At 64.9% G+C, this 23424-nt stretch carries 22 protein-coding genes, 2 tRNA genes and 2 rRNA genes (1 of these 26 only partly in view); 19 read left to right on the top strand and 7 right to left on the bottom strand.

What is annotated here, in order from left to right; translation table 11 throughout:
* The 4 genes from AC1Q9M_RS24450 to rrf form a co-directional block, all read left to right on the top strand.
* Window positions 1-13, top strand: a tRNA-Ile gene (locus AC1Q9M_RS24450); it begins 64 nt to the left of the window's first position.
* Between the two features lie 27 nt (window positions 14-40).
* Window positions 41-116: transfer RNA gene (locus AC1Q9M_RS24455), tRNA-Ala, on the top strand.
* Window positions 117-488: 372 nt separating this feature from the next.
* Window positions 489-3367, top strand: a 23S ribosomal RNA gene (locus AC1Q9M_RS24460).
* Between the two features lie 168 nt (window positions 3368-3535).
* Window positions 3536-3648 (top strand): 5S ribosomal RNA (gene rrf, locus AC1Q9M_RS24465).
* A 111-nt stretch (window positions 3649-3759) separates the two neighbouring features.
* On the opposite strand, the gene AC1Q9M_RS24470 is transcribed toward rrf, so the two are convergent.
* The 3 genes from AC1Q9M_RS24470 to AC1Q9M_RS24480 form a co-directional block, all read right to left on the bottom strand.
* Window positions 3760-4722: an MBL fold metallo-hydrolase gene (locus AC1Q9M_RS24470; RefSeq protein WP_492436214.1), complete on the bottom strand. Its 963-nt coding sequence runs from the start codon at window positions 4720-4722 to the stop codon at window positions 3760-3762.
* A gap of 14 nt (window positions 4723-4736) precedes the next feature.
* Complete coding sequence (locus tag AC1Q9M_RS24475) at window positions 4737-6437, bottom strand: AMP-binding protein (protein ID WP_444688116.1); 1701 nt, start codon at window positions 6435-6437, stop codon at window positions 4737-4739.
* A 111-nt stretch (window positions 6438-6548) separates the two neighbouring features.
* A complete protein-coding gene (locus AC1Q9M_RS24480; protein ID WP_492436216.1) occupies window positions 6549-7295 on the bottom strand; it encodes an FFLEELY motif protein in 747 nt (248 codons plus the stop codon).
* Window positions 7296-7434: 139 nt separating this feature from the next.
* Here AC1Q9M_RS24480 and AC1Q9M_RS24485 point away from each other — a divergent pair, with 139 nt between their 5' ends.
* Window positions 7435-8343: an alpha/beta hydrolase gene (locus AC1Q9M_RS24485; RefSeq protein WP_492436218.1), complete on the top strand. Its 909-nt coding sequence runs from the start codon at window positions 7435-7437 to the stop codon at window positions 8341-8343.
* On the opposite strand, the gene phhA is transcribed toward AC1Q9M_RS24485, so the two are convergent.
* Both phhA and hppD read right to left on the bottom strand, forming a co-directional pair.
* On the bottom strand, window positions 8265-9119 hold the full coding sequence (gene phhA, locus AC1Q9M_RS24490) for a phenylalanine 4-monooxygenase (RefSeq protein ID WP_382162527.1): 855 nt from the start codon (window positions 9117-9119) through the stop codon (window positions 8265-8267). The genes AC1Q9M_RS24485 and phhA overlap by 79 nt on opposite strands.
* An 11-nt stretch (window positions 9120-9130) precedes the next feature.
* Window positions 9131-10252, bottom strand: a complete 1122-nt coding sequence (gene hppD, locus AC1Q9M_RS24495; RefSeq protein WP_382162524.1) for a 4-hydroxyphenylpyruvate dioxygenase — start codon at window positions 10250-10252, stop codon at window positions 9131-9133.
* Window positions 10253-10368: 116 nt separating this feature from the next.
* Between hppD and AC1Q9M_RS24500 the strand changes: the two genes are divergently transcribed.
* The 11 genes from AC1Q9M_RS24500 to AC1Q9M_RS24550 all read left to right on the top strand — a co-directional run bounded on the left by AC1Q9M_RS24500 (window position 10369) and on the right by AC1Q9M_RS24550 (window position 20866).
* Window positions 10369-10842 (top strand): Lrp/AsnC family transcriptional regulator, encoded by a 474-nt coding sequence (locus AC1Q9M_RS24500; RefSeq protein ID WP_291113027.1) that lies wholly within the window; start codon window positions 10369-10371, stop codon window positions 10840-10842.
* Between the two features lie 88 nt (window positions 10843-10930).
* Window positions 10931-11665, top strand: coding sequence for a GNAT family N-acetyltransferase (locus AC1Q9M_RS24505; RefSeq protein WP_291113025.1), 735 nt, complete (start codon window positions 10931-10933; stop codon window positions 11663-11665).
* 93 nt (window positions 11666-11758) lie between these two features.
* The gene (locus AC1Q9M_RS24510) at window positions 11759-12625 is read left to right on the top strand and encodes a CorC family transporter (protein ID WP_492436222.1); all 867 of its coding nucleotides are present in this window, start codon (window positions 11759-11761) and stop codon (window positions 12623-12625) included.
* Window positions 12626-12687: 62 nt separating this feature from the next.
* On the top strand, window positions 12688-14517 hold the full coding sequence (lnt, locus tag AC1Q9M_RS24515; RefSeq protein WP_382322993.1) for an apolipoprotein N-acyltransferase: 1830 nt from the start codon (window positions 12688-12690) through the stop codon (window positions 14515-14517).
* Window positions 14518-14621: 104 nt separating this feature from the next.
* Window positions 14622-15527, top strand: coding sequence for a glycine--tRNA ligase subunit alpha (glyQ, locus tag AC1Q9M_RS24520; protein ID WP_297395311.1), 906 nt, complete (start codon window positions 14622-14624; stop codon window positions 15525-15527).
* 21 nt (window positions 15528-15548) lie between these two features.
* Entirely contained in the window at window positions 15549-17669 is a 2121-nt protein-coding gene (gene glyS, locus AC1Q9M_RS24525; protein WP_382322994.1) for a glycine--tRNA ligase subunit beta, read from the top strand.
* Between the two features lie 7 nt (window positions 17670-17676).
* Window positions 17677-18261, top strand: coding sequence for a D-glycero-beta-D-manno-heptose 1,7-bisphosphate 7-phosphatase (gene gmhB / locus AC1Q9M_RS24530; protein ID WP_382162513.1), 585 nt, complete (start codon window positions 17677-17679; stop codon window positions 18259-18261).
* 25 nt (window positions 18262-18286) lie between these two features.
* Window positions 18287-19027, top strand: a complete 741-nt coding sequence (locus AC1Q9M_RS24535) for a lysophospholipid acyltransferase family protein (protein ID WP_382163766.1) — start codon at window positions 18287-18289, stop codon at window positions 19025-19027.
* Window positions 19028-19035: 8 nt separating this feature from the next.
* Window positions 19036-19932 carry a M48 family metallopeptidase gene (locus AC1Q9M_RS24540; protein ID WP_492436226.1) on the top strand — a complete coding sequence of 299 codons (897 nt, stop codon included), beginning with the start codon at window positions 19036-19038 and terminating at the stop codon, window positions 19930-19932.
* An 89-nt stretch (window positions 19933-20021) separates the two neighbouring features.
* Entirely contained in the window at window positions 20022-20429 is a 408-nt protein-coding gene (locus tag AC1Q9M_RS24545) for a MerR family transcriptional regulator (protein ID WP_291113012.1), read from the top strand.
* 71 nt (window positions 20430-20500) lie between these two features.
* Window positions 20501-20866 (top strand): DUF1304 domain-containing protein, encoded by a 366-nt coding sequence (locus tag AC1Q9M_RS24550; protein ID WP_382162507.1) that lies wholly within the window; start codon window positions 20501-20503, stop codon window positions 20864-20866.
* A 1-nt stretch (window position 20867) separates the two neighbouring features.
* Here the strand turns inward: AC1Q9M_RS24550 and AC1Q9M_RS24555 are convergent, their stop codons facing one another.
* Window positions 20868-21296: a VOC family protein gene (locus AC1Q9M_RS24555; protein WP_382322996.1), complete on the bottom strand. Its 429-nt coding sequence runs from the start codon at window positions 21294-21296 to the stop codon at window positions 20868-20870.
* 69 nt (window positions 21297-21365) lie between these two features.
* Between AC1Q9M_RS24555 and AC1Q9M_RS24560 the strand changes: the two genes are divergently transcribed.
* Window positions 21366-21965 carry a TetR/AcrR family transcriptional regulator gene (locus tag AC1Q9M_RS24560; RefSeq protein ID WP_492436229.1) on the top strand — a complete coding sequence of 200 codons (600 nt, stop codon included), beginning with the start codon at window positions 21366-21368 and terminating at the stop codon, window positions 21963-21965.
* On the opposite strand, the gene AC1Q9M_RS24565 is transcribed toward AC1Q9M_RS24560, so the two are convergent.
* Entirely contained in the window at window positions 21945-22553 is a 609-nt protein-coding gene (locus AC1Q9M_RS24565; RefSeq protein ID WP_444688124.1) for an IMPACT family protein, read from the bottom strand. The two genes, AC1Q9M_RS24560 and AC1Q9M_RS24565, sit on opposite strands and share 21 nt — an antisense overlap.
* Before the next feature lie 187 nt (window positions 22554-22740).
* On the opposite strand from AC1Q9M_RS24565, the gene AC1Q9M_RS24570 reads away from it, so the two are divergent.
* Together AC1Q9M_RS24570 and AC1Q9M_RS24575 are read left to right on the top strand one after the other, a co-directional pair.
* A complete protein-coding gene (locus AC1Q9M_RS24570; RefSeq protein ID WP_444688145.1) occupies window positions 22741-23124 on the top strand; it encodes a PaaI family thioesterase in 384 nt (127 codons plus the stop codon).
* A gap of 31 nt (window positions 23125-23155) precedes the next feature.
* A partial coding sequence (locus tag AC1Q9M_RS24575) for an acyl-CoA dehydrogenase family protein (RefSeq protein WP_492436232.1) occupies window positions 23156-23424 on the top strand: 269 nt, incomplete at its 3' end.

A 23424-nucleotide genomic window follows, 5' to 3' on the forward strand; every position in this document is an offset into this window, starting at 1 on the left:
ACCAGACCCACCATCCCCTCCAATGAGCGCAAGTTATCCTGGGGGATTAGCTCAGCTGGGAGAGCACCTGCTTTGCAAGCAGGGGGTCGTCGGTTCGATCCCGTCATCCTCCACCAAAACAACGTTGCTCCGGTGACGTTCTTGTCTGATAAATCTACATCAAAGCATCTTGGCCAGTCTGGTTGAGGATGTTTTGATGTTGATTGATATCCATCGATTGACAGGCGATCGCAAGATCGCCACGGCTGTTCTTTAAAAATTCATAGAGTCGAATCAGCGTTGCTGATGGAAAGCACATATTCGTAAAGGTTTCATGTGCACCGTGCCATCAGCAACATTTTTTGATTGCGTCAACGAATATTCAATTTGATCGAAAGATGCGAATTGAAACGGCATAACGCGTCAGGTGAAAGACCTGACAGACATTTGCTTGATGTGATTTTGTATCTTGTTGGGTTGCGAGACCTGGTGAGATGTCAAAGTTATAGGGTCAAGTGAATAAGAGCACGTGGTGGATGCCTTGGCGATGATAGGCGACGAAGGACGTGATAGCCTGCGATAAGCTTCGGGGAGCTGGCAAATTAGCTTTGATCCGGAGATTTCCGAATGGGGAAACCCACCTAGCAGTAGGTATCGCATGATGAATACATAGTCATGCGAGGCGAACCGGGTGAACTGAAACATCTCAGTAGCTCGAGGAAAAGACATCAACCGAGATTCCGAAAGTAGTGGCGAGCGAAATCGGAAGAGCCTGTTAGTGATAGCACAAGACTTAACGGAACGCTTTGGAAAGGGCGGCCATAGCGGGTGATAGCCCCGTACGTGAAAAGACCTGTGTGGTACTGAGCTAACGACAAGTAGGGCGGGACACGAGAAATCCTGTCTGAATATGGGGGGACCATCCTCCAAGGCTAAATACTCATCATCGACCGATAGTGAACAAGTACCGTGAGGGAAAGGCGAAAAGAACCCCGGGAGGGGAGTGAAATAGATCCTGAAACCGCGTGCTTACAAAAAGTAGGAGCCTCGAAAGGGGTGACTGCGTACCTTTTGTATAATGGGTCAGCGACTTACATTCAGTGGCAAGGTTAACCGAATAGGGAAGCCGTAGAGAAATCGAGTCCGAATAGGGCGATTCAGTCGCTGGGTGTAGACCCGAAACCAAGTGATCTATCCATGGCCAGGATGAAGGTGCCGTAACAGGTACTGGAGGTCCGAACCGACTAGTGTTGCAAAACTAGCGGATGAGCTGTGGATAGGGGTGAAAGGCTAAACAAACTTGGAAATAGCTGGTTCTCTCCGAAAACTATTTAGGTAGTGCCTCAAGTATTACCGTCGGGGGTAGAGCACTGTTTTGGCTAGGGGGTCATGGCGACTTACCAAACCAAGGCAAACTCCGAATACCGATGAGTACAGCTTGGGAGACAGAGCACCGGGTGCTAACGTCCGGACTCAAGAGGGAAACAACCCAGACCGCCAGCTAAGGTCCCTAAAATTGGCTAAGTGGGAAACGAAGTGGGAAGGCTAAAACAGTCAGGATGTTGGCTTAGAAGCAGCCATCATTTAAAGAAAGCGTAATAGCTCACTGATCGAGTCGTCCTGCGCGGAAGATGTAACGGGGCTAAGCCAGTTACCGAAGCTGCGGATTTGCAATTTATTGCAAGTGGTAGGAGAGCGTTCTGTAAGCCTGTGAAGGTGTCTTGTAAAGGATGCTGGAGGTATCAGAAGTGCGAATGCTGACATGAGTAGCGTTAAAGGGGGTGAAAAGCCCCCTCGCCGTAAGCGCAAGGTTTCCTACGCAACGTTCATCGGCGTAGGGTGAGTCGGCCCCTAAGGCGAGGCAGAGATGCGTAGCTGATGGGAAACAGGTCAATATTCCTGTACCGATTACAAGTGCGATGTGGGGACGGATCTTAATAGGTTATCCGGCGGTTGGATGTGCCGGTTTAGACAGATGTAGGCGACACGTAGGCAAATCCGCGTGTCATATACCGAGGCTGTCGATCGAGCGAGCTTGCTCGCGAAGTAACTGAACGAGGTCCCAGGAAAAGCCACTAAGCTTCAGCTTGTAATTGACCGTACCGCAAACCGACACTGGTGCGCGAGATGAGTATTCTAAGGCGCTTGAGAGAACTCAGGAGAAGGAACTCGGCAAATTGACACCGTAACTTCGGAAGAAGGTGTGCCCTAGTAATGTGATGAGAACATCTGAGCATGAATGGGTTGCAAAAAATTGGTGGCTGCGACTGTTTATTAAAAACACAGCACTCTGCAAACACGAAAGTGGACGTATAGGGTGTGACGCCTGCCCGGTGCTGGAAGATTAATTGATGGGGTGCAAGCTCTTGATCGAAGTCCCAGTAAACGGCGGCCGTAACTATAACGGTCCTAAGGTAGCGAAATTCCTTGTCGGGTAAGTTCCGACCTGCACGAATGGCGTAACGATGGCCACACTGTCTCCTCCTGAGACTCAGCGAAGTTGAAATGTTTGTGATGATGCAATCTCCCCGCGGAAAGACGGAAAGACCCCATGAACCTTTACTGTAGCTTTGTATTGGACTTTGAACAGATCTGTGTAGGATAGGTGGGAGGCTTTGAAGCAGGGTCGCTAGATCTTGTGGAGCCAACGTTGAAATACCACCCTGGTGTGTTTGAGGTTCTAACCTAGGTCCATTATCTGGATCGGGGACAGTGCATGGTAGGCAGTTTGACTGGGGCGGTCTCCTCCCAAAGTGTAACGGAGGAGTTCGAAGGTACGCTAGGTACGGTCGGACATCGTGCTAATAGTGCAATGGCATAAGCGTGCTTAACTGCGAGACTGACAAGTCGAGCAGATGCGAAAGCAGGACATAGTGATCCGGTGGTTCTGTATGGAAGGGCCATCGCTCAACGGATAAAAGGTACTCTGGGGATAACAGGCTGATACCGCCCAAGAGTTCATATCGACGGCGGTGTTTGGCACCTCGATGTCGGCTCATCTCATCCTGGGGCTGTAGCCGGTCCCAAGGGTATGGCTGTTCGCCATTTAAAGAGGTACGTGAGCTGGGTTTAAAACGTCGTGAGACAGTTTGGTCCCTATCTTCCGTGGGCGCTGCAGATTTGAGGAAGCCTGCTCCTAGTACGAGAGGACCGGAGTGGACGCACCTCTGGTGTACCGGTTGTCACGCCAGTGGCATTGCCGGGTAGCTAAGTGCGGAAGAGATAACCGCTGAAAGCATCTAAGCGGGAAACTCGTTCCAAGATGAGATCTGCCGGGGCCTTGAGCCCCCTAAAGAGTCGTTCAAGACCAGGACGTTGATAGGTCAGGTGTGGAAGCGCAGTAATGCGTTAAGCTAACTGATACTAATTGCTCGTGCGGCTTGACCCTATAACTTTGATGAAAATCATCAGAGTCAAATGTCATCCGACTGAAAAGTCATGTTATGCCCGAAGGCTCAGCAATGAGTCCATCGTTGGCAGCAATCAAAATAGCTGATTCGAAGCTCTATGAATTCGTTCAGGTTGTGCGTGTGCACAGCCCGAACAACAAGTTATGCCTGACGACCATAGCGAGGTGGTCCCACTCCTTCCCATCCCGAACAGGACAGTGAAACGCCTTTGCGCCGATGATAGTGCGGGTTCCCGTGTGAAAGTAGGTCATCGTCAGGCTCTTACCCAGCCCCCAAACCCCCTCGTGTCTTCGACATCTGGGGGTTTGGGCATTTATGGGCTGAAATCTCTCAAAGGGTCGCGTCGCAGCAGACCTATTGACCCGCCCATCTATCGATTGATGACCAGGTCCCCGTTTCTGAACAGGGCTTGGCTTCGTTCAAGCTCGATCAGCAACTGATCCAGCCATTCGCGGGTCTGTATTCTGTCGTGACGCACTGCCTGCGGCATGGTGTTGAAAAAGTAGCTGGTGGCAAGCACCCAATCCAGCAAGGCGTCCATCGGCACGGATTGCCACTCCAGCAGCTTGAACTTGATCAGCACCTTCAAGGCATGTCGCCGGTGCTTGTCGGGTTGGGTCACGAACTGTTCCAAGCGGCTGCGCGCACGGGCGAGTGCTCCAGAAAAATCATTGAAGACCCGGCCATGTCCGGGGATAACGGTCGTGGGGGTGAGTGCTTCCATGAGATCCAAGGTGGCCGCCACCTCATCAAACGCTGAAACGCCTTCGAGCTCGGGAAAGACAATGCCGAAGCCGTTTTCCCACAGTGCATCCGCCGAAATCAGCAGCCGATGCTCGGCCTGGAAGAGGACGATGGAATGAGGATCGTGCCCCTTGGCCGCGTGGATATCCCAATTCAGTGAACCCAGGCGAATGGAGGTGCCTGGCGTCAGCAGACCTTGGTGCGTGAACCGTGGGCAAGACTGGCCCGTAGGCTCAAAGGTCAGGGCCACTGGATCCCAATTCGTGACCGAAGTGGCCTGACCAGGCGGTATCAGGGTGCGCAATGCAGGATAGGCTCGCTGCAGTTCGGCATTGCCGCCGCAATGGTCGCTGTGAAGGTGCGTGTTCAGGAGCAGATCCAGCGGCGCCCCCTCCAGGTTGGCCGCCACGAGCGCCAGCGTTTGAGGCGCATGCGACGAATAACCCGAGTCCACCAACGCGGTGGGGCCCTCGCCTCGAATCAGGATGTTGTTGGCCGACAACCAGCCTCGTTCCAGGCAGGTGACGCCGGCGTTGCCAAGGGTTGAATGAGGGTCGTCGATCGGTGCCGGTGAAAAATGGGATGGCATGCAGTGAGAGTGCCTCAGTGGGCAACTGGCGTGCGCAAGGCGCGCCGAAGTATTTTGCCCACATTGCTCTTCGGCAGCTCGTCCCGGAATTCAATGAGCTTGGGCCGCTTGTAGCCGGTCAGGTTGTCCTGGCAGTAACGTGCCACGTCTTCCTCGCGCAGGGTGGGGTCCGAACGCACCACAAACACCTTGACCGCCTCGCCTTGCTTGTCGTCCTCGATGCCGATGGCCGCGCATTCAAGCACCCCCGGGCACAGCGAGATGACGTTCTCCAGCTCGCTGGGGAACACGTTGAAGCCGGAAACGAGGATCATGTCCTTCTTGCGGTCGACGATGCGCGTGAAGCCCTGCGGGTCCATGACCCCCACATCGCCCGTTCGCATGAAACCATCGGGTGTGAACGCGCGTGCGGTCTCATCGGGTTGCTGGTAGTAGCCCACCATCACATTCGGCCCCTTGATGCAGATCTCGCCGGTTTCACCCAGCGCCACGCTGCGGCCTTCGTCGTCCTTGATCGCGATGTCAATGCCAGGCAGAGGCAGGCCGATGGTGCCGCTGAACTGCTGGCTGGTGACCGGGTTGTTGGTCCCGATGGCGCAGGTCTCGCTCATGCCCCAGCCTTCGATCATGGTGCAGCCGGTGACGGCCTTCCATTGCCGTGCCGTGCCTTCCGACGCGGCCATGCCCCCGGCCTGCGACAGCGCGAGATTCGAAAAATCCAATTGACGGAACTGGGGGTTCTGCAGCAGGGCATTGAACAAGGTGTTCACCGCGGGCAGCACGTGGAATGCGCGCCGCTTGAGGGTGGCCACCAGTTGCGGGATGTCGCGCGGATTGGGCACCAGGGTCATGTGCGCCCCCCAGCGGATGGTGAGCAGGCTCAGGGTCAGCGCAAAGATGTGGTACAGCGGCAGCGCCGCGATGCCGTTGACCTGCCGCAGGTCGCCGACCTTTTGCAGCGCGGGCTTGAACCAGGCTTCGGCCTGCAGGATGGCGGCGATGATGTTGCGGTGGGTGAGCACCGCGCCTTTGGACAAACCGGTGGTGCCTCCCGTGTACTGCAGGAAGGCCACAGAGTCCAAGGTGTCGCTGGTGGGCTGGAGGCGCATGCCACTGCCTTCGGCGATGACGTGGCGGAAGTTCACGATGGTGCGCTCGCCCAGGGGGCCTGTTCGGGCCAGCTTGTAGGCCGGGACCATCTTGGCGAGATGCCGCACGGCGAACGTGATCCAGCGCCCGTACCAGAACCCCAGCTGGTCGCCCAGGCTGGCGATGACCACGTGCTCCACCGAGGTCTGGTCGATCACCTGTTCGAGCGTGTGGGCGAAGTTCTCCAGGATGACGATGGCCTGAGCCCCGGAATCCTTGAGCTGGTGCTCCAGTTCTCGCGCGGTGTAGAGCGGATTGACGTTCACCACGGTGTAGCCAGCGCGCACGATCGCGGCCATGGTGATCAGGAACTGCGGCACATTCGGCAGCATGATGGCCACGCGCGCACCTGGCACCAAGCCTCGGCCCTGAAGCCAGGCCCCCATGGCGGCACTCAGGCCGTCCAGTTCGCCATAGCTCATCCACTGTTCCATGCACACGCTCACAGGCTGGCGGGCATGTTGCTTGAACGATTCTTCGAGCAGGTCGGCCAATGAGCGGTAACGTTCGGGCGTCACCTCGGGTGCAACGCCTTCGGGGTATTGGGTGAGCCAGGGTCGGGTCATGGGTTTCGCTGTGACAGAGAGGGATGGACCATTCTGGCAAGCCGGCGCCCGGGTGCATACCGGGCCAGCCCTAAGGCGCTGTCACCCAAAGCACACGGGATCCCGGAGACCTCAACGGGTCTCAGGCGCTCTGGCCAGCTCGGCGGACAGTGCCGCGCTGCAGGCGCCCTCGCCCTCGTCGAACAGGGTGCTGATCCAACGCGATTCCCGTGCGCTGATGGTGTCGATGAAGTTCCGTGCATCCCCCAGGGACGCGAAGGCATCGAAGCCGCCTTCCAGGAAATGTTGCAAGGCATCGAGGCCCGCCGCGCGGGCCGGGTTGCGCATCATGCGCAAGGCCAGCCGCAAGGGCTTCATGCGGGTGAGGCGCTGCAACTCGCGCCCCATGTGCTGCACGACCGCCAGTTGGCGCGCGCGCGCATCGCGGTCGCCGGTCAGCCGCCAGGCGCGCGTGTAGCGCAGGGCAGGGGACAGCGTGGCGTCCTGCGGCAACCAGTGCGTGGCCATGTGGTGGTCGAGCACCTCGGTCAAGGCATGGGTCTCGGCCAGATCCACCGCGAGCTGGGCCACGGCTTCCGGGAACAGGCGTTCCAACGCGCCGGCGATGCGGGCGAATTGCGCGTCGCGCCGGGCGAAGTCGTGCACGCCGTAGAGCTCATCCAGAAAGAAGCGGGTCGCGGGGGCATACACCGGGTGCTCAAGGAAGTCGGCGTACGTGGCGCGGAAGCGCCGGGCCTGCAGCCGTTTCACCTCGTTCACCGCCCGGTCGAGGCCTGCCGTGCGGGCTTGCTGGCGCAGATCACTGACACGCGCCAGGTGCGTGCGGATGCGGTCGGCGGCGCTGGGGTTCTGGGTCATCGCGGGCTCAGGCAGAAGCGGTGTGCCAGTCTAATTCGGACCGCCCACTCCGTGAGATAGTTCGGCCATGTCCCCTCCGACGCAGCCCCCCCCAAGACACGTTCCCCGCTCCAGCCTGGCCCGCTTGCAGCAGGCGCTGGTGCTTGGTACGTTGGTGTTCGTGGTGGCGTGGGTGTTCTTCTGGTGGCCGCGATCCCCCACGGTGGCTGTGGTGGGCGCCTTGTTGTCGCTGGGCGGCTATGCGCTGGTGCTCGCCCTGGAGGGGCTGGCCGCGGCCCGGCTGAACCGGGGCGATGCCGCACCCCCGGCGGGATGGCAGGGTTTGGCGGGCGCCTGGTGGCAGGAGATTCGCGTGGCGCCGCAGGTGTTTGCCTGGCGCCAACCCTTCTTCTGGGCGAGCCTGCCGGACGACGTCGACCCGCGCGAAGGCCCGGTGCCCGCTGTGGTCTTCGTGCACGGCTTCGTGTGCAATCGAGGCCTGTGGTTGCCCTGGATGCGCCGCTTGCGCAGCCAGGGCGTGCCCTATGTGTCGGTCAACCTCGAGCCGGTGTTCGGCGACATCGACGACTACGGGCCCCTCATGAGCGACGCCGTGCGGCGCGCCCAGGCCCTCACGGGCCGTCCCCCCGTGCTGGTGTGCCACAGCATGGGTGGCCTTGTTGCCCGGGCGTGGCGGGCGGCCGAGCCGGACACGCCGGTGCACCAGGTCATCACCATCGGCAGTCCGCACCGAGGCACCTGGCTGGGGCGCTTCAGCCGTGTGGCCAACGGCCGGCAGATGCGGCAGGACGGGCACTGGCTGGCGGCCTTGGCCCGGCGCGAAGCGCAGATCCAGCCGCAGGACACCTATGCTGACTTCGTGTGCTGGTATTCCAATGCCGACAACATCGTGTTCCCGGCTTCCACCGCCACCTTGCCCGGGGCCGACAACCGGTTGGTGCCCGGTGCGGCCCACGTGGCGCTGGCCTTTCACCCCAGGGTGATGGACGAGTCGCTGGCGATCGTGGCGTCGGCTGGCAGGTCGCCGAGCGAACGCACCGCCTTGTAGAGCGGCGCGAAGTCGGGCGCCGTCATTTCGAACAGCTGGTCGAAGCTGTCGATGACGAAGTAGGTGGCCTGGTAGTCGTCGATCTTGTAGCGCGTGCGCATGCAGCGCAGCAGATCAAGCGCGATGCGCTGGGGTTGCGGGCTGGTGACGCTGTGGCGCAGTTCGCCCGACGAACTCAGGATGCCGGCGCCGTACGCGCGCAACCCGTCGTCCTGGCGGATCAGGCCGAACTCGATCGTGTACCAGTACAGCCGCGAGAGCAGCTCGCCGGCGCCCAGATCGTGGGCCTTCAGGCCACCCGCCCCGTAGCGCTGCACGTAGTCGGCAAACACCGGGTTGAACAGCAGCGGCACGTGGCCGAAGAGGTCGTGGAACACATCGGGCTCGACGATGTAGTCGAACTCGGCCGGCGTGCGGATCCAGTCGGTCACCGGGAAACGGCGGTTGGCCAGCAGGTCGAAGAAGGGCCGCTCGGGAATCAGGCCGGGCACGGCCACGATTTCCCAGCCGGTCGCGGGCTTGAGGCGTTCGTTGATCTCTTCGAAGCGGGGAATGCGGTCCTTCACGCCCAGCGAAGGCAGGGCCTCGATGAAGGCGTCGCAGGCCAGGCCCGGCAGCAGCGCGGTCTGGCGCTCGTAGAGGCGGTGGTAAGTGTCGTGGTCGGCCTCGGTGTACGAGGCCCAGTTCTGTGGGCAGGTGTAGTCGCCCCGCGCACGCGAGTAGTCGCCGCGCGGCGGGCGGTCGCTGGCGCCATAGACGACGGGTTCAACGGCCATCGCGTCTGCCCTCAGGCCTTGAGCACGCCACGGCGCACCTGGTCGAGCTCCATGGTCTCGAACAGGGCCTTGAAGTTGCCTTCGCCGAAGCCCTGGTTGCCCTTGCGCTGGATGAACTCGAAGAAGATCGGGCCGAGCTGGTTCTCGCTGAAGATCTGCAGCAGCAGTTCACCGGGTGTGCCGTCCACCAGGATGTTGCGCTGCTTCAGGGCCTCGAGGTTTTCGCCGTGGTTCGGGATGCGCTTGGGCAGCAGCTCGTAGTAGGTCTCGCTGGTGTTGAGCAGCTTCACGCCGCTGAGTTCGAGCGCGTCCACCGTGTCGTACAGGTTGGTCGAGCCCATGGCGATGTGCTGGATGCCCTCGCCGTGGTACCGGTCCAGGTACTCCTGGATCTGCCCCGATTTCTCGTTGCCCTCTTCGTTGATCGGGATGCGGATCTTGCCGCAAGGGCTGGTCATGGCCTTGCTCTTCACGCCGGTGGCCTGCCCCTCGATGTCGAAGTAGCGCACCTCTCGGAAGTTGAACAGGCGTTCGTAGAAGCCCGCCCACTCCTCCATGCGGCCGCGGTGCACGTTGTGCGTCAGGTGGTCGATGTAGGTCAGGCCGTGGCCGACGGGGTTGAGTTCGGCACCGGGCAGGGGCTCGAAGTCCACATCGAAGAAACCGATGTTGCCGATGTCGCCCGTCTTGGCGCCGTTCTTGCCGCGCCACTTGTCGATGAAGTAGATGATCGAATCGCCGATGCCCTTGATGGCCGGGATGTTCAGTTCGCCCGGCCCGGCCGATTGCGCATAGCCCCAGGCGCCGAGCGAGATGGCGCGTTCGTAGGCCGCCTTGGCATCGGCCACGCGGAAGGCGATCGCGCACACGCTGGGACCGTGCAGGCGCGCGAAGCGCTGCGCGAAGCTGTCGGGTTCGGCGTTGATGATGAAGTTGATCTCGCCCTGGCGGTACAGGGTGACGGCCTTGTGGCGGTGCTTTGCGATCGCTTTGAAACCCATGCGCTCGAACAGCGCGCCCATGGCCACGGGATCGGGCGCCGCGTATTCGATGAATTCGAAGCCGTCCGTGCCCATGGGGTTGTCCCATGGGGGGGCGGCGGTCTGGGCGGCGGCGGGCAAAGGCGTGTTCATGGCGGTCTCCGTTGTGTGTGGGCAGTGGGCCACTGTATCGGCGCAGGGTGTCACGATTCCGGCGTTTTGGGGCGCGCCACTCGTCTGAATTGCAGGAATCTTGCAAAATGACGCGCATGGAAGCACTCGATAAGCTTGATCGCCACATTCTGCGCAGCCTGCAGGCCGACGGCCGCGCCACCTACGACCAAATCGCGGAAGCGGTGGGCCTCTCGCCCAGCGCGGTGCTGCGCCGGGTGAAGCGGCTGGAGGAGGCGCACGTCATCGACCGCTATGTGGCCCTGGTGCGGCCCGAGGCGGTGGGGCTGGGGCTGACCGCCCATGTGAGCGTGCGGCTCGAGAAACATTCCGACAGCGCCAAGCGCAACCCCATGGACCTGTTCCGCGCCAGCGTGCTGTCGTGGCCCGAGGTGGTGGAATGCGCCGCGCTCACGGGCGACATGGACTTCCACCTGCGCCTGGTGGTGGCCGACATGGCCGCCTATTCGCGCTTCATCATGGACACCCTGCTCAAGCACCCCAGCGTGCAGGATTGCAAGACCAGTTTCGTGATGGACCGCGTGAAAAGCACCACGGCTTTGCCGTTGTGAGGGTGTTTTCGTCCCCGTCCGTCGGGTTCCCGCGGGTTTAGGGGTTTGCGTCCTTGTCGTTATAGGGATAACCCGTACATTCTTGCCCATGGTTGATCCCACTCGCTGGTTCAAGTCGACGCCGCTGCAGGCGCAGGCCGAGGTGCGCGCTTCGTCGTCCACCGGCGGCACGCCCGAGCGCGGGGACAAATCGAACCCGGTGATGGTGCCGATCCGGTCGATCGGTCCCGGGCAGATCGACCGCATCGAGGCGCACCTCCTGGAACTGGATACGAACGACCGCTACCTGCGCTTCGGGTATGCCGCCAACGACGAGCAGATCCGCCGCTACGTGGCGCAGCTCAATTTCGACCGCGACGAGCTCTTCGGCATCTTCAACCGCCGGCTCGAGCTCATCGCCATGGCCCACCTCGCGTTCTCGCTCGACCCCCAGTACACCAGCTGCGCCGAGTTCGGCGTGTCGGTGGTCAAACATGCGCGTGGCCGGGGTTACGGCGGCCGCCTGTTCGAGCGCGCCGTCATGCACGCACGCAACGAGGGCGTGCAGATGCTGTTCATCCATGCGCTGTCGGAAAACACAGCGATGCTCAAGATCGCCCGCCGTGCTGGCGCGGTGATCGAGCGCGACGGCTCCGAGTCCGAGGCGCACCTGCGGTTGCCGCCAGCGGACTTCGACTCGCGCGTGACAGAAATGGTCAACGAGCAGGTGGCCATCACCGACTACCACCTCAAGGCCCAGGCCAAGCAGTTCTGGGGCTTTCTGTCGGTGCTGCAGGACATCCGCCAGGGCGTGCGCGAAGCACGCGAGCGCGTCCGGGGCTGAGCCCGTCCGGGGCTGCGGGGCCCGCGCGGCTTTGCGCGCCGACACCCGCATGGGGTATCCTTCCGCCCTGTTACAACCTCCCCCCATCCTTCAGTGGCCGACTCCCCTCCCAGTAGCGGGCCGCAGCGCAGCCTGCGGCATGCCGACAAACGTGGTTTTCTGCAAAAGCTTGCGGAATTCATCCATCCCGGACCGGATTCCAAGGACGAGCTGATCGAAACCCTCGCCGAGGCCGAGGACAACGACATCATCAACGCCGAGTCGCGCGTCATGCTCGAAGGCGTGATCCGCATCGCGGACATGACCGCCGGGGATGTGATGGTGGCCGCCCCGCGCATGGATGTGCTGGACATCGATGCGCCCTTCGACGAACTGCTGCACCTGGTCATCGACACCGCGCACTCGCGCTTTCCGGTATTCGAGGGTGAGCGCGAGAACATCATCGGCATCCTGCTGGCCAAGGACCTGCTCAAGCTGCAGCGCGCGCCCGCGCTCAACATCCGCGCGCTGTTGCGCCCGGCCACCTTCGTGCCCGAAAGCAAGGGCCTCAACGATCTGCTGCGCGAGTTCCGCGGCAACCGCAACCACCTGGCGATCGTGATCGACGAGTTTGGCCGCGTGGCCGGCCTGATCACCATCGAGGACGTGCTCGAGGAAATCGTCGGCGAAATCGAAGACGAATTCGACGTGGCCGAGGACGATGGCGACATCTTCGCCCTGGCCGACGGCACCTGGCGCGTGAGCGGCGACACGCCGATCGAGCGCATCAACGAATCCTTCGGGTTGAAACTGTCCGAAGAAGACTTCGACACCATCGGCGGCATGATCGCCCACGCCATGGGCCACGTGCCCAAGCGGGGCGAAGTCCATGAGCTCGACGGCCTGCGCTTCACCGTGCTGCACACCAAGGGCGGCGCCGTGAAGTGGTTCAAGGTCATGCCCGTGCCGGGCGAGGCCTGAGCCCGCCCAACCCCATGCGAAGCCTTTTCGGGTCACTCCACACGCCGTCGAGTTTCAACCCGATGAGCCGCCGCCCGCCCGGGCGCAACGCGCGCGGCAGCGGTTTCGCCTGGTTCCTCGTGTGCCTGCTGGGCGGTGCCTTGCAGGCGACCTCCATCGCCTGGCCTTTCGCGGGCTGGAGCCTGCCGGGCGCCGTGCAGGGCCAGCCCAATGGCTGGTGGCAGATCGCCTCGCTGGCGCTGCTGGTGCTGGCGCTGCAGTACGCCACCCGGGTGGGGCAGGCGGTGTGGCGTGGCTGGGTGTTTTCCACTGTCTGGCTGGCGGGCACCTTCTGGTGGCTGTTCATTTCCCTGCACACCTACGGCGGCCTGCCCGCCTGGCTGGCGGTGCTGGCCGTGCTCGCGCTGGCGGGGTTGCTGTCGATCTATTACGCGGTGGTGGTGGGTTTCCTCTGCGCCTGGGCGCCGGTGTCGCGCACCGCTCAAGGGCTGATGTTCGCCTCACTCTGGACGCTGGCCGAACTGGCGCGCGGCCACTGGTTCACCGGTTTCCCCTGGGGCGCGGGGGGCTACGCGCACGTTGACCTGATGGCCCCTTGGGCACCGCTGGTGGGGGTCTATGGCATGGGCTTCCTGGCGGCCGTGCTGGCCTATTCGTTGGCCTCCATCGTCTCCGGCCTCTGGCGGCGCTTCAGCGCCTGGATGCAGTCGCCCGTCAGCCGGCCGGTGGGCCGCACGGCGGGGGGCATGGTAGCGCCGGCGCCCCGCGTGCAGGCGCGCCTGGTGCCGGGCATGGCCGATGGCTGGCCCGGTGTGCTGCGGTCGCTGGCCCTGTTCCTGGTGGTGGGGGTGCTGCTGGTGAGCCTGATCGGCGGCGGCACGGCGTGGCGCGGCCTGGGTCACCGGGACACCGCCGCGACGGGCGAGTTGCGGGTGTGGCTGCTGCAGGGCAACATCGCCCAGGATCAGAAATTCGAGCCCGGCACGGGCGTGGCCCAGGCGCTGAACTGGTACCCCCAACAGATCACCGAGGCCGTGCAGGCCGCGCGCAGTTCCGCGACCGGCCCGCAGCTGGTGGTCGCGCCGGAAACCGCCATTCCCCTGCTGCCCGGCCAACTGGGCCCCGACTTCTGGCAGCCGCTGCTGGGACACCTGGCCGAGCAACCGGCCGGCACCGGCGTCGGCGCGCTGGTGGGCTTGCCGCTGGGCAGCATGGAGCGGGGCTACACGAACTCGGTCTGGGGGATCCACTCGGGCTCGGCCCATCGACTGCAGGCCCAGCCCCGGCTGGACACGCCGGACAACGGCCTGTACCGCTACGACAAGCACCACCTGGTGCCCTTCGGCGAGTTCATTCCGCCGCTGTTCCGCTGGTTCACCGATCTCATGAACATCCCGCTCGGTGACTTCAACCGGGGCGCCCTGGCGCAGCCGGCCTGGGCGGTGTCGGGGCAGCGCGTGGCGCCCAACATCTGCTATGAAGACCTGTTCGGCGAAGAGCTCGCGGCCTCGTTCCGCGATCCCACGGCCGCGCCCACCGTGCTGGTCAACCTGAGCAACATCGCCTGGTTCGGCGACAGCATCGCGATCGACCAGCACCTGCAGATCTCGCGCCTGCGCGCGATCGAGCTGGGCCGGCCCATGCTGCGCGCCACCAACACCGGCGCCACGGCCGTCATCGACCACCAGGGCCAGGTCACGCACGAGCTGCAGCGGCTCACGCGCGGTCGCCTGGAGGCCACGGTGCAGGGCCGCAGCGGCCTCACGCCGTACGCACAGTGGACCGCGCGCTGGGGCCTGGTGCCCCTGTGGGTGGTCTGCGCCGTGCTGGCGCTGCTGATCGCCTCCACCCGCAACCTGGGCCGCCGGGGCGGGCGCACCCGCCGCCGCTGAGCGCGCCCGTAAAATCGGGCACTTGGGGCATTCCTGGCGCGATGCCGCGCCACGCCCCCACCCAGACCATCCCTCGGCCGAGCTTCGTTCCCGGCTTCTTTCGCATGTTGACCTTCCAGCACATCATTCTGAAACTGCAGTCCTATTGGGACGCCCAGGGCTGCGCGCTGCTGCAGCCCTACGACATGGAGGTGGGTGCCGGCACCAGCCACACCGCCACCTTCCTGCGCGCGCTCGGCCCCGAGCCCTGGAAGGCCGCCTACGTGCAGCCCAGCCGCCGCCCCAAGGACGGCCGCTACGGCGAAAACCCCAACCGCCTGCAGCACTACTACCAGTACCAGGTGGTGCTCAAGCCCGCGCCGAGCAACATCCTCGAGCTCTACCTCGGCAGCCTGGAGGCCCTGGGCTTCGACCTGAAGAAAAACGACATCCGCTTCGTCGAGGACGACTGGGAGAACCCCACACTCGGCGCCTGGGGCCTGGGCTGGGAGGTCTGGCTCAACGGCATGGAAGTGACGCAGTTCACCTACTTCCAGCAAGTGGGGGGCATCGACTGCAAGCCCATCACCGGCGAGATCACCTACGGCCTGGAGCGCCTGGCCATGTACCTGCAGGGCGTGGACAACGTCTACAACCTCAAATGGACGGACACGCTGAGCTACGGCGACGTCTACCTGCAGAACGAGAAGGAACAGTCGGCCTACAACTTCGAACACAGCGACGCCGACTTCCTCTTCACCGCCTTCAACGCGCACGAAAAACAGGCCAAGCACCTGATGGAGCAACAGCTCGCGCTGCCCGCCTACGAGCAGGTGCTGAAGTGCGCGCACAGCTTCAACCTGCTGGACGCGCGCGGCGCCATCAGCGTGACCGAGCGCGCCGCCTACATCGGCCGCATCCGCAACCTGGCGCGCGCCGTGGCGCAGAGCTACTACGACAGCCGCGAGCGCCTGGGCTTCCCCATGGCGCCGCGCGAGTGGGTGGAACAGATGGTGAAGAAGGCCGCGTGAGCGCCGGGTGAAAGAACAAGAATGACCGCACAGAACCTGCTCGTTGAGCTGTTTGTCGAAGAGCTGCCGCCCAAGGCGCTGAAGAAACTCGGCGATGCCTTCGCCACCGTGCTGGGTGACCAGCTCAAGGCCCAGGGCCTGGCGCCGGCCGATGCGGCCGTGACCGCCTTCGCCTCGCCGCGCCGCCTGGCCGCGCACGTCACCGGCGTGCTGGCGCGCGCGGCCGACAAGGCCGTGTCGCAGAAGCTCATGCCCGTGAGCGTGGGGCTGGACGCCAACGGCCAGCCCACGCCCGCCCTGCTCAAGCGCCTGGCCGCGCTCGGCGCCGACGCGTCGGCCGTGGCCGGCCTCAAGCGCGCGCCGGACGGCAAGGCCGAGGCCTTGTTCCACGACAGCATCGCGCCCGGGGCTGAACTGGCCGTCGGCTTGCAGAAGGCGCTGGATGAAGCCATTGCCAAGCTGCCGATCCCCAAGGTCATGAGCTACCAGCTCGAGACCGATTGCGAACTGCCCGGCTGGAGCAGCGTGAACTTCGTGCGCCCCGCGCACGGCCTGGTCGCGCTGCATGGCGGCAGCGTCGTGCCGGTGAAGGCGCTGGGGCTGACCGCGCGCCACACCACGCAGGGTCATCGCTTCGAGGCGCTGGTCTCGCCGGTGGTGCTGACGGACGCCGACAGCTACGCCGCCACGCTCGCCCAAGACGGCGCGGTGATCGCTTCGTTCGCCGAACGCAAGGCCGAGATCGCGCGCCAGCTCGCGGCGGCCGCCGCGAAGGTGGGCGGCGGTTGCCGGCCGATCGAGGACGGCGCACTGTTGGACGAAGTGACCGCATTGGTTGAGCGGCCCAACGTGCTCATCTGCGAGTTCGAGACCCAGTTCCTCGATGTGCCGCAGGAATGCCTCATCCTCACGATGAAGGCCAACCAGAAGTACTTCCCGCTGCTCGATGCCCAGGGCAAGCTGACCCACCGTTTCCTGGTCGTCAGCAACATCAGCCCGGCGGACCCGAGCGCGGTGATCGGCGGCAACGAGCGCGTGGTGCGCCCGCGCCTGGCCGATGCCAAATTCTTCTTCGACCAGGACCGCAAGAAGACGCTGGCCTCGCGCGTCGACGGCCTGGGCAAGGTGGTCTATCACAACAAGCTCGGCACGCAGGGCGAGCGCATGGAGCGCGTGCGCGCCATCGCGCGGGCCATCGGCCAGCAACTGGGGGGCGAGGTGCTCGAGCAACAGGCCGACACCGCCGCGCAGCTCGCCAAGACCGACCTGCTGACCGACATGGTGGGCGAGTTCCCCGAGCTGCAGGGCATCATGGGCGGCTACTACGCGCGCCACGATGGCCTGACCGAGGACATCGCCTTCGCGATCGAAGACCACTACCGTCCCCGCTTTGCCGGCGATGAGCTGCCGCGCAACACGACCGGTGTGGTGGTGGCGCTGGCCGACAAGCTGGAGACCCTGGTCGGCATGTTCGGCATCGGCAACCTGCCCACCGGCGACAAGGACCCGTTTGCGCTGCGCCGGCATGCGTTGGGCGTGGTGCGGATGCTGGTCGAGAAGAACCTTCCGATCGATCTGAGCGCCCTGTTGCAATCGGCCGTGCCCGCTTTCGGCGCGCTGATCACCGACCCCAGTGCGGCCTTGTCCGACTTCATCTACGACCGCCTCGCCGGTGGCCTGCGCGAGCAGGGCTACAGCGCCCAGGAGGTCGATGCCGTGCTGGCCCTGCGCCCGTCGCGCCTGGGCGAGGTGGCCCTGCGCCTGCAGGCCGTGCGCGCGTTCGCCGCGTTGCCCGAAGCGCCCGCGCTTGCCGCCGCCAACAAGCGCATCGCCAACATCCTCAAGAAGGCCGAAGGCGAGGGTGCGGCGGTGAAGGAAGCGTTGCTGGTCGAGGCCGCCGAAAAGGGGCTGTCCGCCGCCATGCAGGCCACCGTGCCCGCCGCCAACGCGAAGTTCGACGCCGAGGACTACACCGGCTCGTTGCAGGCGCTCGCCGCGCTGCGCGCGCCGGTCGATGCCTTCTTCGACGGCGTGATGGTCAACGCCGACGACCCCGCGCTCAAGGCCAACCGCCTCGGCCTGCTGCGCGAGTTGCACCACGCCATGAACCGCGTGGCCGACCTGTCCCGTCTGGCGACCTGACACCACCATGAAGCTGCTCATCCTCGACCGCGACGGCACGCTCAACCGCAGCCGGGACGACTACGTCGCCTCGCCGGACGAGTGGGAGCCATTGCCCGGTGCGCTCGAGGCGGTGGCGCGGCTCAACCAGGGTGGCTGGCGCATCGTGCTGGCCACCAACCAGTCCGGCATCGGTCGGGGCCTGTTCGACATGGCTTCGCTCAACGCCATCCACGCCAAGATGCACCGCCAGCTCGCTGCGGCCGGGGCGCGCGTGGAGGCGGTGTTCATGTGCCCGCACGCGCCCGAAGACGCCTGTGCCTGCCGCAAGCCCGCGCCCGGCCTGTTCCTGCAGATCGGCGCGCGGTTCGGCATGCCGCTGGCCACGGTGCATGCGGCCGGCAACGCGATGCGCCACGTGCGCGCGGCCGCCGCGGCGGGCTGCCGCACCCATTTGCTGATGACGGGCAAGTCCGAACACCTGCGGGGCCGCCTGGGCTCGGGGGCGGCCGTGGACCTCGCGGCGCTCGCGCCCGACCTGCCGCCCGGCACGCACCCCCACGACGACCTCGGCGCCTTCGCCGACTGGCTGCTCGCGCAGCCCACCACCTGATCCTCGATTCCCCAACATGATCCTCATCCATCTGCTGCGCTCGGTCCTGCACACCCTGTTCATGGCCGTGACCGTGGTGCCCTGGGCGCTCGCGGTGCTGATCGCCGCGCCGTTTCTCAACAGCACGCAGATCTACTGGATGTGCGCGGGCTGGCTCAAGCTCGCGGTGGCGAGCGGCCAGCTGATCCTGGGCATCCGCAACGAGGTGATCGGCTTCGAGAACCTGCCGGTGGGCAGCACCGCGCCGGCGGTGCTGCTGCTCAAGCACCAGTCCACCTGGGAAACCTTCTGCATGCCCGCGCTGATGCCGCACCCGCTGGCCTACGTGTTCAAGAAGGAACTGCTCTACGTGCCTTTCTTCGGCTGGGCCATGAGCCGGATGGACATGATCCACATCGACCGCAGCAAGCGCGCCCAGGCCTTCAACAGGGTGGTCGAACAAGGCCAGCGCCTGCTCAACCAGGGCACCTGGGTCATCATGTTTCCCGAGGGCACGCGCATCCCGCGCGGCCAGAAGGGCCAGTACAAGAGCGGTGGCACGCGGCTGGCCGTGGCCACGGGCGCGCCGGTGATCCCGATCGCGGTCACCTCGGCCAAGTGCTGGCCGCGCAAGGCCTTCATCAAGCGGCCGGGCACGGTGGAGTTCTCCATCGGCAAGCCCATCCCCAGCGAGGGCCGTGAGCCCGACGAGCTGATGCGCGAGGTCGAGGCCTGGATCGAAGCGGAAATGCGCCGCCTCGATCCCGAGGCCTACCGCACCGCCTGAGCACCGCCATGCAGCGCTTCGTGCAACTGGCGCTCGACTTCCTTGGCGCCCCCGCGCCCGAGCCCCAGCGGCCCGCATCGCCGCCACCGCCGCCCGCGGTGGCCGCACCCCCGGCCCTGCCCATGACCCAGGTGTTCCAACCGGCGGCCTGGCACCACCCGCGCGCCAACCGCATGCTGCGGCTGGGCGCCTGCGAGGTGGCCTACGAATTCAAGCGCGGCAAACGTCGCACCATCGGCCTGTCGGTCAGCACCGACGGCTTGAGCGTGAGCGCGCCGCGCTGGACGCCGGTGGGCGAAGTCGAGGCGCTGCTGCACGACAAATCGGCCTGGGTGCTGGAGAAGCTGCAGAGTGCCCGCCAGCGCGCCGGCGAAATGGAGCAGGCGCGCATCCGCTGGGCCGATGGGGTCGAGTTCGACTACCTCGGTGAGCGCATGCGCCTGGTGCTCGACCCCACGCACACCTTCACGCAGGTGGGCGGGGTGTTCGAGCCGGCGGTGGCGCCGGGTGGCCTGGCGACGCTGCGCATGGGGCTGGCCCGCAATGCCCAGGAAACGCAGATCCGCGACGCCGCACAGGCCTGGCTGATGAAGCGGGCCAAGGCCCTGTTCATCGAGCGCCTGGACCACTTCGCGCCACAACTGGGCGTGCGCTACAGCAAGCTGCGCCTGTCCAGCGCCGGCACGCGCTGGGGCAGCGCGAGCGCCGACGGGTCGATCCGCCTGAACTGGCGCCTGATCCACCTCAAGCTGGACATGATCGATTACGTCGTGGTGCACGAGCTCAGCCATCTGCACCACATGGACCACAGCCCGCTGTTCTGGGACGTGGTCGCGCGGGTCCTGCCCGACCACGCCCAGCGCCGCCGCGCGCTGCGCGAGGCGGCCGTGCCGCTGGACGAATGACACCCTGGCGTGCGGGTCTCGCCGCAGAGCGATTCCGTTAAGATCGCCGCCTGACGTTGACGTAAACGTCAAATAACAGGGCACCCCCCATGGCGACGAACCCGACCTACACCATCAGCGACCTGGCCCGCGAGTTCGACCTGACCACGCGCGCCATCCGCTTCTATGAGGACATGGGCCTGCTGCAACCGCAGCGCGAAGGCCCGGGGGGCCGCAACCGGGTCTACACCTCGCGCGACCGCACGCGCCTCAAGCTCACCTTGCGCGCCAAGCGCCTGGGGCTGTCGCTGACCGAGGCCAAGGACATCATCGACATGTACGACAGCCCGCGCGACACCGGACCGCAGCTGCGCAAGTTCCTCACCGTGCTGGCCGACCACCGCCACCAGCTGGAGGAGCAGATGGCCGATCTGCTGGCCAACCTCGACGAGGTGAAGACGCACGAGAAGGAAGCCCGCGCCCTGCTGGGCAAGATCGAAAAAAGCCCCAAGGCCTGACGGCCGGGGTAAGCTGCCGGCGTCCGTGGCCATGGGGCCGCGTCCTCGAAGAAAAGTGAAAGGCCGTTGCCATGTCCCTGATCGCCAGCATCGTCGTTGCGCTCGTCGCGCTGCTGCACTTCTACTTTCTCGTGCTCGAGATGTTCCTGTGGGACAAGCCGGCCGGCATGCGCGCCTTCGGCCAGACGCCCCAGTCGGCTGCGGCCACCAAGGTGCTCGCGGCCAACCAGGGGCTGTACAACGGCTTTCTGGCCGCCGGCCTGCTCTGGGGCCTGTGGCTGGGCCCCGAGGGCTTTGGCGTGAAAGTGTTCTTCCTGCTTTGCGTGTTGATCGCCGGCCTCTACGGCGCGGTCACGGCGAGCCGCAAGATCCTGTTCGTGCAGGCGCTGCCTGCCGCGCTGGGGCTCGTGCTGGTCTGGCTGAGCCGCACGGCCTGATCTAGGCCGCGGTGGCGCCCGCCGTGTACAGGCGCACGAATTCCCCGCTCGGGGGGATCGGTTTGATCACATCGATCAGCACGCCGTCGGGCCCTTGCACGATGAAGTGGCGCTGGCCGAAGGCTTCGTCCCGCAAGCCGAGCAGCACGGTCAGGCCCTGGGCGATCGCGCGCTCGTATTCCGCGTCCACGTCGGCCACCTCGAAGTTGATCAGCACCCCCGAGGCCCGGCCGCCCCGCGCGCTGGCCGGGATCGTGGTGTGCGTGCCATCAAGGATGGCGAGGTTGACCGTCGGGTCTTCGCTGGATTGCAGGTGCACATACCAGCCGCAGTCGAACAGGCTGGTGAGGCGGAAGTGGGTTTCGTAGAAGCGGGCCGTCTCGGCCACGCGGTCGGTCATGAGGACGGGATAGTACGAGGTGGATTTCATGGTGGATCTCCTGTAAAAAACATACATACAATATGCATGTAACTTCAATATAACATACAGGCTGCATGTATGCAAAATACCCTTCCACCCCAACGCCGTTCCCAAGGTGAGCGCACCGACGCCACCCGCGCCGCGCTGGTGAGCGCGGCGCGGGCGCTGTTCGAGGCCCGGGGCTTCGCCGCCACGGGCACGCCCGAGATCGTCGCGGCCGCGAACGTGACCCGGGGCGCGCTGTACCACCATTTCACGGACAAGACCGAGCTGTTCCATGCCGTGGCCCGTCAGGTGGCGCAGGAGGTGGCGGACGAGATCGCGCAGCGTTCGCGGCACCAGCAGAAGCCGGTGGACGCGCTGCTGGCGGGCGCCCAGGCCTATTTCGCCGCCATGGCCGAGGCCGGCCGCGCCCGCCTCTTGCTGCTCGAAGCCCCGGCCGTGCTGACGGCCGAGCAGGTGCTCGGTTTGAGCGACCTCGCGGGTTTCCAGGCCTTGCAGGAGGGTTTGCAGAACGCGCTGAAAGACCGCCCCGAGGCCGTGCTGCCCCTGCGCGAGCTCAGCGTGCTGCTGTCGGCGGCGTTCGACCGCGCGGCACTGGCGATCGCCCGGGGCGAATCGGCCGAGCCCTATGAGCAGGCGGTTCGTCTGCTGCTGTCACGCCTCGTCCCGGTCTGAGGCTTCTTCGAGCCAGACCACACGGCCCTGGCCGGCGTCGTTGAGGCGCGTCACCAGGGCTTCGGCTTGCGGTTCGGGCACTTGCAGCGACACCGTCACGCCGTCGCCATGCAGCGCTTCGACCAGGCGCGCGCCGTGGCCGTCGAGCTCGCGGCGCAGCCAGCCTTCCAGCGCGTAGGGCAGCACGCAGCGCAGTGCGCGCCAGCGCACCACCGGCACCTTGTCGGCCTGCAGCAGCGCCTGGGCCACGCTGTCGGTGTAGGCGCGCACCAGGCCGCCCGCGCCCAGCGGCGTGCCGCCGTAGTAGCGCACCACGGTCGCGAGCACGCCCTCCAGGTCCTGGTGGCGCAGCACCTCCAGCATGGGCCGCCCGGCGGTGCCGCCGGGTTCGCCGTCGTCGTTGGCGGCGGAGTGGCCACCGGCCATGAGCGCCCAGCACACGTGGGTGGCGCCCGGGTGTGCGGCGCGCAAGGCCGCGACCCGCCGCAGCGCCGAGGCGCGGTCCGCCATCGGCTCCACGCAACCGATGAAGCGGCTTTTCTTGATCAGGCTTTCGCTGTGAACCGGGGCGGACAGGGTGTAGGGCATGGGGCGTCGAGCATAGCCCTGTGGCCGACGCGGCTCGGCGCCGTTGAAATTGACGTTTACGTAAACGTCAACGTAGAATCGCGGTTCACTGCCTGTTGCGAGACACCCCTTGACCTCTCCCACCTTCGAGCCGCGCCACGCCGGTTTTGACCAGCGCACGCGCGAGAGCTTTGCGCGCCAGGCCGCCATGCGCACCCTGGGCGCCACGCTGGCCTCGGTGGTTCCCGGCCGGGTCGAGATCACCTTGCCCTGGGCCGAGCCGCTGACCCAGCAGCACGGGTTTCTGCACGCGGGCATGGTGGCGACCGCGCTCGACTCCGCGTGCGGCTACGCCGGCTTCACGCTGATGGCGTTGGAGGCCGCGGTGCTCACCATCGAATTCAAGATCAACCTGCTGGCGCCCGCGCAAGGCGAGAGCTTTCGCATGGTCGGCACGGTGATCAAGCCCGGGCGCACCGTCACGGTGTGCGAAGGCCACGCCTATGCCATCGACGGCGGGCGCGAGAAGCTGATCGCCACCATGGGCTGCACCCTCATGGCGGTGGTCGGCCGCGACAATATCCAGGGCTGAGCCCTTTTCCCAAACACCCACGGAGACCCGCATGACCAACCTGCCCGGCCTGAACTTCCAGCTTGGAGAAGACATCGACGCGCTGCGCGACGCAGTGCGCGATTTCGCGCAGGCCGAGATCGCGCCGCGCGCGGCCGAGATCGACCGCGCCGACCAGTTCCCCATGGACGTGTGGCGCAAGATGGGCGACCTGGGCGTGCTGGGCATCACCGTGGGCGAGGACTACGGCGGCGCCAACATGGGCTACCTGGCCCACATGATCGCCATGGAGGAGATCTCGCGCGCCTCGGCCAGCGTGGG

It is taken from the genome of Hydrogenophaga sp. GW823-FHT04C09 (genome assembly GCF_058796355.1).